14 protein-coding genes and 1 riboswitch are annotated in these 16,111 nt (G+C 50.9%); of the genes, 5 read left to right on the top strand and 9 right to left on the bottom strand.

The annotated features are described in order from the left end of the window. Positions 1-12: 12 nt before the first annotated feature. The 3 genes from JC200_RS13025 to JC200_RS13015 all read right to left on the bottom strand — a co-directional run bounded on the left by JC200_RS13025 (position 13) and on the right by JC200_RS13015 (position 2,186). Complete coding sequence (locus tag JC200_RS13025) at positions 13-951, bottom strand: DUF3307 domain-containing protein (protein WP_274432129.1); 939 nt, start codon at positions 949-951, stop codon at positions 13-15. Positions 952-966: 15 nt separating this feature from the next. Then, complete coding sequence (locus tag JC200_RS13020) at positions 967-1,347, bottom strand: SatD family protein (RefSeq protein WP_274432128.1); 381 nt, start codon at positions 1,345-1,347, stop codon at positions 967-969. Between the two features lie 62 nt (positions 1,348-1,409). Then, entirely contained in the window at positions 1,410-2,186 is a 777-nt protein-coding gene (locus JC200_RS13015; protein WP_274432127.1) for a hypothetical protein, read from the bottom strand. 381 nt (positions 2,187-2,567) lie between these two features. Here JC200_RS13015 and JC200_RS13010 point away from each other — a divergent pair, with 381 nt between their 5' ends. The 5 genes from JC200_RS13010 (at position 2,568) to JC200_RS12990 (ending at position 10,031) form a co-directional block, all read left to right on the top strand. After that, positions 2,568-4,349 (top strand): hypothetical protein, encoded by a 1,782-nt coding sequence (locus JC200_RS13010; RefSeq protein ID WP_274432126.1) that lies wholly within the window; start codon positions 2,568-2,570, stop codon positions 4,347-4,349. Between the two features lie 322 nt (positions 4,350-4,671). Next, the gene (locus tag JC200_RS13005) at positions 4,672-5,157 is read left to right on the top strand and encodes a hypothetical protein (RefSeq protein ID WP_274432125.1); all 486 of its coding nucleotides are present in this window, start codon (positions 4,672-4,674) and stop codon (positions 5,155-5,157) included. A gap of 634 nt (positions 5,158-5,791) precedes the next feature. Continuing rightward, entirely contained in the window at positions 5,792-6,325 is a 534-nt protein-coding gene (locus JC200_RS13000) for a PadR family transcriptional regulator (RefSeq protein WP_274432124.1), read from the top strand. 14 nt (positions 6,326-6,339) lie between these two features. Next, complete coding sequence (locus JC200_RS12995; protein WP_274432123.1) at positions 6,340-7,965, top strand: MFS transporter; 1,626 nt, start codon at positions 6,340-6,342, stop codon at positions 7,963-7,965. Between the two features lie 377 nt (positions 7,966-8,342). After that, a riboswitch (cyclic di-AMP (ydaO/yuaA leader) is annotated at positions 8,343-8,478 on the top strand. A gap of 107 nt (positions 8,479-8,585) precedes the next feature. Continuing rightward, on the top strand, positions 8,586-10,031 hold the full coding sequence (locus JC200_RS12990; RefSeq protein ID WP_274432122.1) for a purine-cytosine permease family protein: 1,446 nt from the start codon (positions 8,586-8,588) through the stop codon (positions 10,029-10,031). 133 nt (positions 10,032-10,164) lie between these two features. Here JC200_RS12990 and JC200_RS12985 read toward each other — a convergent pair whose 3' ends face one another. The 6 genes from JC200_RS12985 to JC200_RS12960 all read right to left on the bottom strand — a co-directional run bounded on the left by JC200_RS12985 (position 10,165) and on the right by JC200_RS12960 (position 15,900). Further along, complete coding sequence (locus JC200_RS12985) at positions 10,165-10,557, bottom strand: HI0074 family nucleotidyltransferase substrate-binding subunit (RefSeq protein ID WP_274432121.1); 393 nt, start codon at positions 10,555-10,557, stop codon at positions 10,165-10,167. After that, positions 10,529-10,894, bottom strand: a complete 366-nt coding sequence (locus tag JC200_RS12980) for a nucleotidyltransferase domain-containing protein (RefSeq protein ID WP_274432120.1) — start codon at positions 10,892-10,894, stop codon at positions 10,529-10,531. Before JC200_RS12980 ends, JC200_RS12985 begins: the two co-directional genes overlap by 29 nt. Positions 10,895-11,043: 149 nt before the next feature. Then, on the bottom strand, positions 11,044-11,460 hold the full coding sequence (locus tag JC200_RS12975) for a hypothetical protein (RefSeq protein ID WP_274432119.1): 417 nt from the start codon (positions 11,458-11,460) through the stop codon (positions 11,044-11,046). Positions 11,461-11,501: 41 nt separating this feature from the next. Continuing rightward, positions 11,502-13,373: an SWIM zinc finger family protein gene (locus JC200_RS12970; RefSeq protein ID WP_274432118.1), complete on the bottom strand. Its 1,872-nt coding sequence runs from the start codon at positions 13,371-13,373 to the stop codon at positions 11,502-11,504. Positions 13,374-13,446: 73 nt separating this feature from the next. Next, a complete protein-coding gene (locus tag JC200_RS12965) occupies positions 13,447-14,580 on the bottom strand; it encodes an aminotransferase class V-fold PLP-dependent enzyme (RefSeq protein ID WP_274432117.1) in 1,134 nt (377 codons plus the stop codon). A gap of 147 nt (positions 14,581-14,727) precedes the next feature. Then, positions 14,728-15,900, bottom strand: coding sequence for an acyltransferase family protein (locus tag JC200_RS12960; RefSeq protein WP_274432116.1), 1,173 nt, complete (start codon positions 15,898-15,900; stop codon positions 14,728-14,730). Positions 15,901-16,111: the final 211 nt, after the last annotated feature.

Below are 16,111 nucleotides of genomic sequence, written 5' to 3'. Positions count from 1 at the left end.
CTTGTCCACCCATCACAGGTGCAGCAGAAACCTCAGAGCCAGCCCGGACAGGGTGCCGCAGAGAATCGAACCGAGCGTTCCGACCAGGAAGTACTCAGCCCACCCTGGGCTATCGAATTTTTTGAAGCGGACAAGAGATTTGGCGCCCACAACTAGGGGGATCATCGTGTATGCCCCCATACAGAGAGCACAGACGACAAAAATACGTTCGAGGTACCCAATCAGCTTACCTCGAGGAACCTCCGGTTCCTGCCCCTGTGCGGAGGTTGCCTCAGCCGATGGCGCAGGCGAGGTGAGCGTCTGAACAATGACGCCGCTCACGGTGGTTGCGTACAACAGGACAATCACGATGGCCAACATGCTCTGCGCGGGGGATAAGAACGGGTGCTGACCTGCGATGACTGCGGAGGGGTACTGCATCGTTCGCGCGAGTAGGCTAGGTTCGAACAGCCAAACGGCAAAGACGATGGCTGCGACGTGAGCCAGTTGGTCCAGCACGAACAATCCCAGCCGGGTAAACCGGACTTCGTGCTTCGACGGCGGCGCAGTCCGGACCTCGCGCTTCCTCGCTGACACTGACGCAGCTTGGACCTCTTGTTTCGTCGCCGACTCGCCCGGGTGTAGTGCCGGGACGAGTCGTAACACTGCGTTGTTGACCCAGGCGCTGAACCCGCCGCAATCCTGTACCTGGCCATCTATTCGAACCTTGCCAAAGTCTATCACCAGGTGCAACACCGCGCTGACTACGCTCACACCAAGGATTCGCCACCCCTGATTTGCGACGACGAGATAAGGTAGAGTGAACAGCACGGCAAGCAGGAAATGGACAGCAGCGTGTGGCACGAGCGAACTCGCGTACCACGGCCGCTTTGCTTTCAAAGCAACCATAAGGTCAGATTGCAAGGGGAAGTCGCCAATTAAATGAGACAAGAGGTAGAGGGAGATGAGCAAGTGAATCAGCCTCGTTCACTCAATATAGACCTTCGTGTAACCGTGGTGCTTGGCGAACTTGAGTGCCTGGCGAGCCTTGTAAAAGGCGGGGCCGTCGAGTTGATTAACCGTCAACTCCGCGCTGAAAACCGTACATTCCCCGACACCTACGCCTACGTAAAACGGGAGTTGCAGTGCTGACTGGAAAAAGTCGATAGTGTGTTGATAGTCTGCGTCCGGTCGAAGGAGACCCTGCCATTCATCTCCCAGTATAACAAGAAAAGGAGCTGCAATTCTGTCTGCAAACTGGTCGTTGTATTTTTTCATGGACTCGATGAGGACTCCCTGCACCTGCGACCGATTGGCGAGGCCTCTCGAGTTTTTCAGATCGAACACGATTGCGCAGTACTCCGCCATCCGGATACCCCCAAGGTGATATCTTTCCCCGGAGATATATGCCCTATTCGATCCCGCTACGACTAGCCGTCTTTTGCCCCTCTCTGTGAGGAGCGGAGAATTTCCTGCGTGCGACTCGTCAGCTCGTGCTGGATGTGATTTTCCAGGACTCTCGGATTCAGCGCACCTGCGCTATCTTCACTCAACCGGCCTAGTTCGTGCAGAACGGAGACGACGCGGTTCTTCGTTGCGATGATGACATCTGCATTCGACTTTCGTACCTGTCGAGAGATGGTGGACCGACTCTTCCCCAACTTCTCCGCGACCCACGCCTGAACATCTCGTATCGTGTAAATCGCGGCAGCCAGGTGGTCGGCATGGGTTTGCATGCGGAAAAACCGGTCCTGAATGAGCGCGTATTCATTCAGTAGGTCTCCTGTAGCGAGGTCGTCTGTGCTAAACAGCAGCCATGGGCGGTTCGCAGGCTTCTCGTGCTTCAACATATCAGCGGCGGTCCTGGCCTGTTTCACCACAGGACTGTTCCAAACCTCCAGGTCTTCGTCACGCGGAAATTCCGTCCGCAGGTCACCATACCCGACACCGAAGTACGGCAAGTGCTCTGGAAATGGCCAAGTCGCCATGATGTAGAAGGCGAGGACATAGGCCCCCTCAGCCCCCCTCGTCACGAGGAGAATTTCATCTCCGAAGCGGTGCGAGAGAGAAATTGAGTCAGAGGTGCGCGCAGCAACAGCACGCACCCAAGCTACTGTAAACTTCAAGAAGTCCGTGAGGTCCGTCGGATTGCTCATCCGACTCGACCGCGCAACATCCATGATAAAGACCGATCCGGAAACTCCCATTCAGCCCACCTCGACGTTTCTGCCATCGGCTGACCGCGATGCGTCTTCCGTTGCACCCTACAATGCAATTCTAGCAAAGTTGTATTCCTGAATGCAATTGACCTAAAGTTGTATGCCAAAGTGCACTCAGGGCCAAGCTACACTTCCCCACACAACAGGCGCATGCACAAGATAGTGAATTGTTTACGGAACCATCGCATCCTGCATCCTGCATCCTGCATCCTGCATCCTGCTGACACGAGTGCACGGGAGACGGCGACAGGAATAAAAATCCAGTCATAGAACAGATAATTTCGGATGAATCAATAACAGGTCTCACACTTCGCCACGCACAGTGATACAGTGTGCTGGGAAGACTATTGACGCGCAAAGGAGACACCCTTGCTGCTACTAGAACGAGTTCCACGACCGACTCGCTTTCGAATCTATTTTGGTGCGTTTCTCGTGTGCGCCTATCTGATTCCTGTCCTGATGATCGAACGCTCCCCGATACATCATCCATTGACATTCTATGTGGGTGACAATCAGGATTCCGGACAGTTCATGTGGTATTTGGGGTGGTTCTGGCACGCAGTCGTACATAGGCAAAATCCCTTGACGACCAATCTGTTGAACTATCCCTCCGGACTCAATCTGATGACGAACACCTCGGTGTTGACGGAATCGGTCCTGTTTGGCCCACTCGTGTATATCGCCAACCCTGTATTTACCTTCAATGTTGTGGTAGCCACCTCCCTCTTCTTGGCGGGAGTACTGGGATTCCTGCTGTTCAGAGCCATCGGCGTGAGTCCTTGGCTAGCGTTCCTTGGAGGGCTTTTGTTAGAGGTCAACCCGTTTTCCGTCAACCAGTTGGTGGACGGCCACATCAACTTCTCAATGTCCTGTACCATTGTACTTTCCATTGCGTGGATGACAGTTCGCTACGTGCGTGCTCACAGGCAATCTGTGTGGGACGGGGTGATAATGGGTCTCCTGTTCACTGCCCTGTTCTACACATCCCTAGAGGTGTTCGCCACGTTTGTATTCATGGGCGGCGTCCTTCTCGTCATTTCGTTGCCGACCTATTGGAAGGAGTTTCGCACTCATCTACGTCCGTACACTCGCGTGTTGGTCATAGCCGCCATCACCATCCTCGTGTTCGCTTCTCCCGGCGTGCTGACATTCCTGCAGGCACCGCACGGACCCTATGCGCACATCATGCCACCGAATACATGGGTCTCCGACATCCTCAGCTTCCTAATCCCGACTCCAGCCCAATGGGTCCACACGCCCCTGTCCACTCACATCGTCAACCATTTCACGGGTGGCGTGTCTGAGATGGGGGCATATCTCAGTGTCGCGATGCTTGTCGGTGCGACTCTCGCCCTCTTTACGGCGCGGAAGAAGCGGTGGACATGGCTCTTGCTGTTCATGGGTGTGTTTGCGAGCGTGCTGTCGATGGGACCCTACTTGCACGTGGATGGAGTCGTCACAAACGTCCAACTGCCGTGGTCGGTGGTTGACCGAATCCCGCTCCTCGGACAAGCAACTGCTGGCCGGTTCTCAATGTACGAAGACATTGCACTTGTCGCTCTCGTCGTTCTAGGCCTCGACCACTGGACCAACAATAGCAGGGGCCGCCTCATGCCACAAATAACTTCGTTGGCCATCGTCATCGCCAGCATTGTGCTGTGGATGCCAACGCTAAGCTTCCCCAGCCTTGCGGCCCCGCCATCCTCCCGCCTCCTAACAGAGCCTGGAGTTGTTAGGGCTACGATTGGTAGCCGTCCGACAACAGTTATTATGGATGCGTATTTGCAATTCGGGAGCGTAATGTCCGCTTTGGCAACCGCCGGATACCCCTTCCCTGTGACCAATGTATACGGGTTCCCGTACACCTCTGCAGCCAGTTGGGGGACCCTGGAAACGTCTTTCCCAAATAGATTCCTGTATTCGCCCGACTTCAATACCCTTACCGATGCACAAGCGTTGGCGAAACTGAGGGCGTTTTTGCGAGTACGCCACCCTTCCTACATCTTGTGGCTAACCGGGTACACTCGGCCACTGCCACCGTCGCTGGAATACGCCCTGTCTCAATCCTGCGGCATACCCATGGTCACTGCAGACGGTTCAAAACTTTGGACCGTACATCGGCCGGACGTGGTGTCCGCATCACGACAATAAGTCTCTGATTTCGACAGAAATGGTGATAAAGTGTACGTAGTCCATCATTGAACGGCAACTGAATGCTAGAGTACAGATAGAGGTGTCACATGAAGGTAAGGGGTCGGGGAGTTGTGGCGGGACAAACAATACCAAACGGTGAAGCCATGCGACCGGCTCGGCTGCGAAGAAAGCCATTTGCCTCCTCCTCTTCGCCGTCCTACGACGTGGCGCACAGGCGCGGTTTGATGCCGTCGGTCTCTACACCACAGCCAGCCCATACTCGACACCGACGCCCGTCAGTACCATTGCCCCAGGGATGACCTACCCCGGCACCGTGGTCATGACAAACACCGGCACCAACACATGGTCGGCCTACCTCGCTCATGGGAGCCCCACAGCGATTCAGACCACAGTGTGGCAAGGCGGACACCAAGTACACGTCTCCGGTGGAATCCAGCCACTGTTCGGGGTCTTGCTCCACGACGTGTACCCTGGTCAAACGCTGCCGATTCACTTCTATAGCCACAATGCTCGCACCTGTGTATACGCTCAGACAGTTTCTTGGGGTCTATTTCACCGCAATTCGAACATTGTTGACTCGTGTTTTGGGATCGACCAGTACGACACGACGACCAGCTTCTTCCGCTTTGTGCGTGGTGTAGTGTACGAGTTGATTCCAAGACGCATCAACAATGCTTTTGGCAAGGTGGTGATTTCTCAACATTCCTTGCACGTTCAGATTTTCAAAAGCAAGGAGTCCGTAGTGATACATGAGTGCTCCGATAAGTTCGATTTGCTTTATACGGCGCAGAGTCTGTTGCACTAGACCGCGTTGGTTTTGCGCCTACCGATAGTCCGCCCTTGGCAAGTCCGACCCTAACGGGTCGCCCTCACCAAGGGCTCCGTTGTGATTGCATACAATTTGTAAGTCCCCGACCTCTTTATAGCTCACAGCAACGTCTTCGGACGTTGTCCCCCTTTCGTGTGTTTTCATATCGAAAATTCGCGCAAAAGCGGCTCCACTTTGACCACTTCACCCCTTGCTACGCAAGGATTCTCAAAAATGCACCTGGTCATTTGCAGCTTGTAAGATGCAGACTTTCTGCAGATGACAAGGTAGTCGGTCATTTGCGGAAGGTGCACATGACCACGTAGGCCATTTCAGCACAATGTGTCTCTAACCACTCTCGGGCAGTTTGTCCGTTGCGCTTGGCAACACGTGGACAGCCAAAAGCGCTGATACAACGCGGATTAGACGAATCTAGGTGGAGAACTGCGAGGTGTGAAGTGTGGGTTTTTTGCATTTCGCCAGGTAGAGAGTGCGCTGTTCGATAATTTATTGATTATGCCGGCCTCGTGCGTAACACGATTCGCCAAGACGAAGACATTTGCGTATGTTATAACACTGTGATATATCTTTGTATAATATCATTGAACGACAAACATCAGGGGGTGAATCTATGTATGAACTGATTATTCTCGGCTTTCTCATGCGCTCGTTGTCGCACGGCTATCGCATTGCGAAAATCATCAACGATATGATTGGTCCTTATGCAAAAATCAGCAGCGGCAGGTTGTATCCGCTCTTCGACAAGTTGGAACAAAAGGGATTTATCGAAGCGGTGGAAGGTCCGTCCCAAGAAAGGATACAGCGACACAAGACCTTCCAAATTACGGAGTTGGGAAGGCAGCGGTTCTATAAACTGATGATGGATACGACATCAAACCTTGGAGACTATCGAAGAATCTTTGGGTTCAAGTTTGCCTTTTTGGATTTTCTGACCACCGATGAACAGATGCACTTGATAGAGCACTTCATTCACGTATGTCAAACGCACGTGTACCACATCGAACATGAAATTGAGGATTTGAAACAACGCGAATCCACCATCCCATCTGACATGTCCAATTCACTCAACATTATGGAACACATGAAAATGCAGTGGGAACTCGAGATGGAGTGGGCACATCGTATGTGGGAAAAGATTAACTAAAGGAGCGATTTTAGATGAAAGAATATGCTGTGGAAGCACAGGGGCGTCCTTCTCACAAGTGGTGGACGCTTACAGCAGTATGTTTCGGACTGTTCATGGCACTTCTCGACGTCACCATCGTCAACGTGGCTTTGCCGACGATTCAGCGGAGTTTAAACGCACAATTCTCGGCCCTACAGTGGGTGATTGACGCCTATGCCATCGCGCTTGCAGTCGTCCTTGTCACCTCATCCCGACTCGGTGACATTTTGGGGCGGAAGAAAATCTTCATTACGGGACTGACCGTCTTCAGCGCGGGTTCACTTCTTTGTGCCCTGTCAGGTGATTTTACTATTAGCGGTCTACATCACATCGACGTCCTAAATATTTCACGTGCAATTCAAGGAATCGGCGCTTCCGCGATGATGCCGCTCTCTCTGTCCATCATCTCAACGGAGTTTCATGGCAAGGAGCGCGGAGCAGCCTTCGGAATTTGGGGCGGCGTTGCAGGGCTGGCTACCGCAATCGGGCCGTTGGTAGGTGGACTGTTGGTTGCAAAGGTCAATTGGGAGTCTATTTTCTACATCAACGTGCCAATTGGCATTATCGGCATTGTGTTGTCTGCATGGGCTATCCGTGAATCCAAAAACGAACACACCTCGCACTTCATCGATATATTCGGTTTGATTACATTTTCCGGGGGTATGTTCTGTCTCGTTTTGGCTCTAATGCAAGCGAACAACAAGGGCTGGACCTCTGCATACATTCTCACTTTGTTCATTGTCGCGGCAGTCGCGCTAGTCGTCTTCATTCTTGGCGAACTGAGAATCAAGAACCCCATGATTGATCCGCGTCTATTCAAGAATCCCAGTTTCACTGCATCTGCCATTGCAGCATTCTGTCTAAGTGCAGGTTTATACTCGTTACTTTTCTATCTGACGTTATTTTTGCAGAACTTCCTTGGTTTCGATCCACTTCAAGCCGGGTTACGGTTTTTGCCCATGAGTGCATTGGTGTTGGTTGGAGCACCTCTATCAGGAAGGATATCCGACAGATTCGGCCCGAAATGGTTGCTAGTCACTTCCTTGGGCTTGATGTCGATCGCGGTATTTCTGATGACACGCATCTCGCCCACTGACAAGCCAACGGACTGGATTGTTTTACTCCCAGCATTTATCATCGCCGGAATCGCTAATGGAATGGCAAATCCTCCTTTGTCATCACTCGCAATGGGGACGGTCCATCCATCGAAAATCGGCATGGCTTCAGGTGTCAGCAACGTCAGTCGGCAAGTGGGTATTTCATTTGGGATTGCGTTCTTTGGTGCAATGCTTTCGAATCGGTACAACGCGCTGGTACATGATAAAATCTCCCAACTCAACGCACTTGAACTGTCTGCCAGCGCAAGACATGGCATGATTCATGGGATTGAAAAAGCCGGCCCGATCGCCGGTAGCCTCGGTCTGAAAAGTGCGCCAAGCCGCTATCAACATCAAGCGTTTTTTCCTGCCGTTGCACACATTGCCCGGACATCATTTGTAGACGCAACCACTCATATATTGATCATCGCCGGGTGTTTTCTCGCAGTCGGATTCTTATGTGCACTATTTCTGATTCGTCAAAAAGACATGTTCCACGTGTCTCAAGAAAGACCTCAATAAGCGAGTTCCTACGAAGCAATTTACTTAGCGCGTTGAGGGTGACGGGAAAGTCAAATCCGTCGCCCTATAACAACCTTTTATGCCAATAGGACAAATGGTTATCAGTTCTCACCATCTTAATCGGAATGCCTGGGCTAAGTTGAGTGTGTATGCACCGCAAAATGCCGAAGAACAAGACGCCACGAACCCATGAAGGTGTTCCTTGGCCCTTCGGAGCAAGCGCAAGTTCAAAATCGAGTTCGGTATCCAACATCCGTTGGCATGGTGGTATTTAAGCTCCGCGCGAGCAGACTTGTTCCGTTTGGTCATGTTTTACTTTTTTGCACATGTGTAGATGGATGTTTCACGAACAAACATTTCATGTTAGACTTAATCACATGAGCAATACGCTGAGTTCTTCGTTAGGAAGAAGCGGAGGAACCAACCTTTGGGGTGAATCGAGGCCATCTGGTCTTGTAGGGAACTTCTACCCGAACCCGTCAGCTAACTTCGCAAGCGTTAAGAAGAATTTTCGGTTTTGCGTATGTTGGTACTGGGTCTATCAACTTCACACACCGTATAGCATGTCGCTAAGTTGGTTTCTCCGCTTCTCCTTGCGAGCAATCCAAGGAGGGTAACGGATGTCAAAGAGTAATTTTCTGATCGAACGACACAGCATTGATTTCATTCCCCACAACTTGAGACACGGAAAGGCCTCAGATCTGATTTTTCTTTGGTTCGGTGCGAATGCGCAAATGGCTGTCGTCGCTACTGGACTAATGGCAATTACCCCAGGCTTTAGTTTTGGATGGGCAGTGCTGGGTATCATCCTTGGCACGTTGATTGGTACAGTATTTATGGCATACCACTCGGCACAAGGTCCCCATCTCGGCATCCCGCAAATGATTCAGAGTCGCGCACAGTTTGGTTACTACGGAGCCGTCATTCCACTCATCATGGTGGTATTGATGTATTTAGGCTTCTACGCTTCGGGAGCCGTCATTGGCGCGGAAGCATTAGCGATGCTGTTTCACATTTCAGTAGGCATGAGCATTCTGATTAGCTCGATTGCAGTTCTCCTATTGGTGTTGGCGGGATACAACATTATCCATCGTTTTAATCGTTGGATGTCATATTTCTTTACCGGGATTTTTGGTGTACTCACCATTATGCTCTTAACCGGTGTACCGATTGGCCACGCTCATGCGTCTGTTATCACGCACGTTTCGCATGGTGGATTCTTAATCGGTCCATTTCTTTTAAGCATCTCTTTGGCAGTCATTAACACACTCGGATACGCCCCTTACGTTGCTGACTATTCACGGTATCTGCCACAGAAAACCTCCATTGCGTCGACGTTTTGGTACACCTATATCGGCATCGCCTTTTCGAACATGTGGATGATGATTCTCGGTGCACTCATTCAATCGAAAGCTCCCAATGGCAATCCGGTAGCCGGCTTTGCTATGCTCGCGGCTCATTTGGGGCCGTGGTTCCGTGTACTTGTTCTTTTGGCGGCCGCACTCGGTATTGTCAGCATCAATGCCTTGAACATTTACGGTGGGTTTATGTCAAGCTTAACGATCGGTACGACATTCTTCCGCAAATTAAAAGCTAACCTAGGGCTTCGTATTTGGTTCATCGTTCCGATTGCGATTCTCGGTACGTATCTTGCGTTCTTGGAAAAGGGGAATCTGCTCAACAGCTTCGAGTCGTTCTTAGGATTGTTGATTGACTTCCTCGTACCATGGACAGCAATCAACCTAGGAGATTACTACTTCTTGCGTAAAGGGAACTACAATATTTCCGACATCTACACGCCTGATGGCCAATACGGAAAAATCAATCTGATTGCCCTGTCCTCTTACGTCGCGGGATTGATTATGGAACTACCATTCATGAACACGTCATTGTATGAAGGTATTGTTGCCAAGTGGCTCCATAACGGTGATGTTTCCTGGATCATTGGGCTTGTCGTGGCCGGTTCGTTGTATTTGATTTTTAGCAAAAGAAAATTGGACGTCACTGCGAAGCACAAGGCAACACGAGGCTCACAGGTTGGCCATGTTTCCGTCCCCAGGTCTTAAGCTTATGGGTGCCCGTACAACCGGGCACTCCGCTCTCCTTTTGGACCGATTTTCTACTACGCGACTGTGAGGCTTCGTCACGCGGTAGACAGTCGTACTATGCTCCCATCATTCGATGCTGGTCATATTAGCGTCACACCTTACCTTCAATTACTGATACGGTCTCTCGCATGGTTTTGTAGTAATCAGGAATTCTTAAAAAGATCTCCCGGGCGATTTCTTCCTCATATACGTGACTTGTTCGGTTGCGGTCCTGCAACATCTGAATCCAGACTTTTTCATCCTGTAGCCATTTTGCCTGATAAGCCTTTTGGATCGCCTCGCGGGGAGTACCAGTTTCAACTCCATTTTCCAACAGTGCTCTTTTCAACACTTTCCAAAGCAATTCAATGCAGAATTCAAACCGCTGAATTGTTCCATCAACTAACAGACTACCGTGTTCCACAGCAGAAGAGTTTATGGCTTCTTCGAGTCTCGACAGTGCCCGTTTTAAGTTCTCAATTGACTGACTCGTCTTTTCGTTCAAACAGGACCACACCCTCATCTCGGATTCGTTGTGCAAGGCCCGCGGAAGCTTGCTGCAGCCAAATCAAGTCAACTGGCAACAGGGTTGTTGTATTTTCGGCCACGGCAAAGCACAACCTGTCCCACGCGAGGATGTCCATCTTAGGAGCGTCTACAGCTAAGTCAATGTCTGAACGCTCCTCATGATCTCTGCGTGCACGGGACCCGAATAGAATCACCCGGTTTACATTCGGATGATTCTGAAACAGCGGCAACAGTTCGACCACGCACTCCGAAAACTGTTCATCCGGGCTCATTCGTGAGTCTTGAACATTGGTTTCCTCAGACCGTTCCGGCATAACATCCACCTCTGATAAGAGTGTAGCACGGACTAGCACCGAGATGATGTCGTGCTTGTGTTCACTTTACCCAATCGACAGATGAACGCCGAAAGCTGACGTAATTGCCTGTCCAAAAGTTGCTGGGTAAAATGACCGTATCCCGTGAGCTATTCAATCTCGACATGCCGAGCAACATCATGATGGCAGGCTGTACACCTACCACGAAGAACAATGTTGGGTCCAGCATGTTCCACGGTATAGTCTTTTAACCGGGTCTCGCCACACCGGGAACACCATACATTGTTCAACAGCAACTCGCGAGCGTGCTCAGGAATGGTCTTCCATTTCTGAAGGGCGGCCAAATGAGTTACGTTCTCTGCCTGGTATGCTTGCCTATATCGCTTCTCCTCCTCCTTCTCGCGTTGGCGCAGTTCCAAGTACCCGCTTCGGTCTGCAATTATGTCATCAATGAGTTCCTCTTCAATCAGTTCCTTCGGCAAAACTTTGTAGATCTGAACAATGGTCTCCAGCAACTCGGTCTTCTCCAGAGCCTTCAATCGGCTGCGCAACGCCCGAAGATTCATCGGTTCCCCCTATAGATTGTGGTGATATCCGCCATGATACTTTATACGAGTCCTGCTTTTCGCAGTTCGTCCTGTAACGCAGGTAGGCGCTGGTACTCTCTGTGGAACGCCTGAATAAAATGCCTCCAGGTGTCCTGTTGATTCGCACCAACCCACGCATCGTGCATGGCCTGTAGCCAAGCTGCACCCTCTCGATAAGCAGACCTGATGTGACCGTCCCTAATGAAAACGAGCGCAATCTCTTCGTAGACCGTGACTGCTTGCTCCACATTGTAGGTCTCAAGGTGTTTTAGGAATTCCGCAAGGTTGTCGTCAATGAGATGCATCTTGATTCTCTGCCCACTGATGACACTCCAGGCCTCGTCGATTAGGCCGACAGTCCAGAGCATGCGACACGCAAGTCCAATTTGTCCTTGATTGACGAACATACCCACCCGCTCTTTGACCTTCCCTTGTCGGTCTTCGATAGATGGAACCGCATGAATCCATTGTTCGAAGCGCTCCCAGGTTGGCCACGAGAGGAATGCCTGTTCTCTGGCCCGCACCGATTCAGGCATCATCTGGATGGACTGATACATCTCCGCTACCCATTCGTAGTCCTGGGCACTTGCATGTGGATTCAGTCGAACAGCCAGGCCCGTGTAATGAGCGGCCTTACGTCTCTGCCCGTGACTGACAAAGTAGTTTGCAAGCATTTGTATGGTTGCAATGTCAGCGATAGGTCCCGCCTCTGTAAAGGACGGCAGCAACGCCTTTTCAGCTTCTTCGACTTTTCCGTGCAACAAACACATCCGACACCACCAATCAACCAGGTAGCGTCCGTATCCGTTGTACTCCTTCGATGAACTGCCAGTCTCATCGAGCAATTCATCACTCAGGAGAAACGCTGGGTTGTTTGTGAGTAACCGATCATACACCCGCATCAGATGTGGCCCATCCAAGACGCAGGATGACAAAGCTTCTGTCCAATCCACCAAATACCCCATATTTTTGCACCCGTCGGTCATCCAATCGGTAAACGCGACATACTGTTGCCAAAGATGAAGGTTTCGTTCCATCACAAACTGCAGTCGACCAACAGCTTCGTCGAGCACATTCCTGCACCCAGACAATGCGTCGGACAGTTCGCGTTGTGCTTCCTCTGGATACAGCTTGGGCCACCTCGACACACGCGAAACTGTAAGTGCAAGGCCTACCACAACAGAAATCACCGTCTCATCTGTCAAGGCTTCAAGCAGTGCGTCACACCAGTTGCGAACGTGGGAAACACCTTCCTGGCAGTGCCAGATGTCCATCGAATACACCGAGTCGCCCCAACTGTCGTATTCTTCCGTTTCATCGTTCGAGAGATGGGATTCAAACATCCGCTCTGCTTCCATCACCACATTTGCGACGCGACTATCGAAATACTGGACGGCTTCGAGCGTGTTCATCCCTACGAGTACTCGTTTCATATCCTGTCTGGTCGTAAAGCGGTCAAACCACAGCGAGATATGTGCTGCGAGTTTCGGCTTATCTTCTAGCGCCAAACTGATGACTTCCAGGAGATCCCGATGAAGAAGTGTGGCCAACAACGTCATCACACTATCCACCGTAGGCACGGACTTTTCGTCGGTAACAATGTCCTTGTCATGCTGGGCAGCAGCATAGACCACCGCAACCATATGTTTGCAGTAGTCCTCATACGGGCAGTCACACTCACTCTTGCTAAAATCAGCGAGGTTTACGGTCGTGTTATACGGCCCCTGACTGCCTCGAACCAATGCATGAATGGCGTCTCCCTCAACTTCCAGTCTCAGAACATAGTCAAACTCGTAGTAATCCCGACCTCCCTCGATAATGTGTGGTTCGACCCATTCAGCAAGGCAGTGCAATAGAAGTTTCAGCCGACGCGGTTCATCATCTTGTTTCACTCCGCAAGCCTCCAGCCATCCTACTCTCACCTATGCTTTCGGCCCTTCCTTGGTTTCCCCTTTCTTCCTTGGTTCATGGTTGCTCGTCGACCCACTGCGCAACGGCAGCCACGGCTTGGTCAATTTCGGTCTCCAACGTGAAGAAATGGGGCGCAATCCGAATCACATCTCCGCGCGCGGAAGCGATGATGTTTTGCTCCATCAAGTGCTGTTCCACGGCGTGAGAATCGCCGACCCAAATGGCTGTACTGGCTCCTTTTTTCTTTGGATCACGCGGACTCATGACCTGTAATCCACGAGCGTGCGCCGCGTCCATTGTGAACGCGGAGAGTTCCTCAATCCGCTGCTCGATGGCGTCTACACCGACCTCGAGAATGAAGTCCATGCCCCCGCGCGCAGCAAATGCCGCGAGGATGGGACCCGTACCGGTATTAAAGCGCTTTGCGCCCTCCGCGTAATCGATGTGATTGGCATTGAAGTAGAAGGGGTTCACCCGACCAAACCAGCCGGTGTTTCGAGGGAACATCTTCTCGGCCACTTCGCGGCGAACGTACAGAAACGCGATGCCCGGGATGCCGAGAAGGTACTTCAAGTTTCCAGAAGCAAGCATGTCGATGTCCATTTCTTTCACATCAATTGGTGTCGTGCCAGCGGCTTGATAGGCATCCACGAAGATGTAGGCGTTGTGCGCATGCGCCAGTTTCGCAAGAGCGGCAATGTCCTGTTTGGCACCGAAATTATAGGCGACGTGGTGAATGGACAGGAGAGCCGTGTCGTTCTTAAAATAGGGCGCAAGGTTTTCTCCGTAAAAGTGGTCTTCAGACGCAACGAAGTCAACCGTCAGTTCACCCGTGCTTTGATTGGCCCGCCAAACGTGACCGACGGTTGGGAATTCATCCACCGTCGTCACGACGTGACGTTTCCCTTCGAGTGGAAAACATGAGGCAATCATCGAGACACAATCCGACACAGAACTCAAGACAGCGACCTCATCGACATCCGCATTGATCAGCCGGGCAAACGAAGCTTTGGCCTGTTCGACCCCCGCCACCCAAAAGTCCCAATCCATACCGACGTATCTCCAGTTATCCAGGTATTCGTTCATCGCGGCGAGAACCCGCTTCGCTTGAGGCGATTGCGAGCAGTTTCCCAAGTGGATTTTGTCCTTTAACAACGGGAATTCATCTCTATATTTGGACAGGTTCATGGATGTTCTGTTCCTCCTTGTTTGCCCTTCGTTCAATGATAAAATAGCAGACTCACAAAATCGCTGCAGCTGGCGCGCCAGACTCACTCCCACCTGTAACGCTCTGATTAACGAACGGATGATTGACTGCGTATATGGAATGCGTTCTTATCTGCGTTCGCTCTCTCCATATAATTTAATGGAGACCGACAACTCGAGGCTACCTTTCCCAGTGGAATAGTGCTTAGCGGTCAAGAGTTTACCGAGTTTCATACTTGGGGACTCGATGAGATAATGCGCAATGGATCCGATTAAAATGGATATTGAAACAACGCATGGGTCAATTATGTAGAATGGGGCATGCGGGAAAATTTTCATCAGCGTCAAAATGACAATGAAGTGGAACAAGTAAAGGCTGTACGAAATCTTACCCAGAAACTTAAACGGAGGAAACAGAAGCGTCCTCGACACATTCTTGTTCGTGATGGCCGTAACGATGAGAATAGCTGCCCCGATGACAACTACCCAGTCGGTCAGAAGGAATGGACCAAGTGTACCGTAGCCGTACTCTTGCAGTTTCCAGCTCAAGTAGTCGTGGACCGAATAACAAATCAATCCAAATATCCCCACAACCACTTTCGTGGGTGTAGCTATATGCGTGAACAACCTCCCAAGGTTTGATCTATTCCGCGCTATCAAAGCACCAACCATAAACATCATGATGTAATGGAGCGTATCAAAATAATTCGTGTACAGGTCCACGGAGTTTTGCCAGATGAGATGATACACAATTCCAGTACAAGACAGCAAAAAACCGATGAGCAATGTTTTCTCCCAGCGGAATCTCAAAACAATAAACATCAAAATCGGAAAGAGTATCGAGATCCGCATTTCTTGCGTGAGTGACCAAGTAACTGGGTCAAGGTACATTTGGTTGTTTTGACCAATCATAAGTAAGTCTTGCCACAATGCTTTCGGCGTAATTGGTTGAATCCAGAAAGACAGCACCTGCGGGTGTTTGAACAGAGATCGCACCAATAAGGCCGTCAGGATTGCCGCGAGGTAAGGCACGTACAGCCGAAAGATACGCTTTATCATAAGGCGCGAGTAACTAACCTTGGTAGCCCTGTGGTAGGGCAGCGATAGTACAAAACCACTTAACATGAAGAACATGATGACTGCAGAGCGACCAGCTATTAGTATGGCAAAGGGCGACCTTAACAGATAAACTCCCAAGGCACCTCCGCCAACGACCGTGGCGCAGTGATAGAACACAACTGTCAAGGCAGCAATCCCGCGTATCGAGTCCAATTCTTCAAGCCTGGGCCTAGATTCGAGCAAACCCTTCACCTTCCATAGCTTGTCATAGGAAGCCCCGTGCTGGGCCCATCATACAGAACGCAGAAAAATTCGCACAGAAAGTTTGCAGGGCGCTACCTCTCCGCAATATAACAAGTTTGTTCAAAGCCGGCCGACAACTGAAGGAACTTCCTGTCGGTGCATGATGACATTTGTTCGCATAATTCGATGGCATTTTTACTCGACTTAAGTA

The organism is Alicyclobacillus sp. ALC3 (assembly GCF_028751195.1).
Taxonomy (GTDB): domain Bacteria; phylum Bacillota; class Bacilli; order Alicyclobacillales; family Alicyclobacillaceae; genus Alicyclobacillus_L.
Note: the sequence above shows the minus strand (reverse complement) of the source record. Positions and strands in the feature narration are given on the sequence as shown.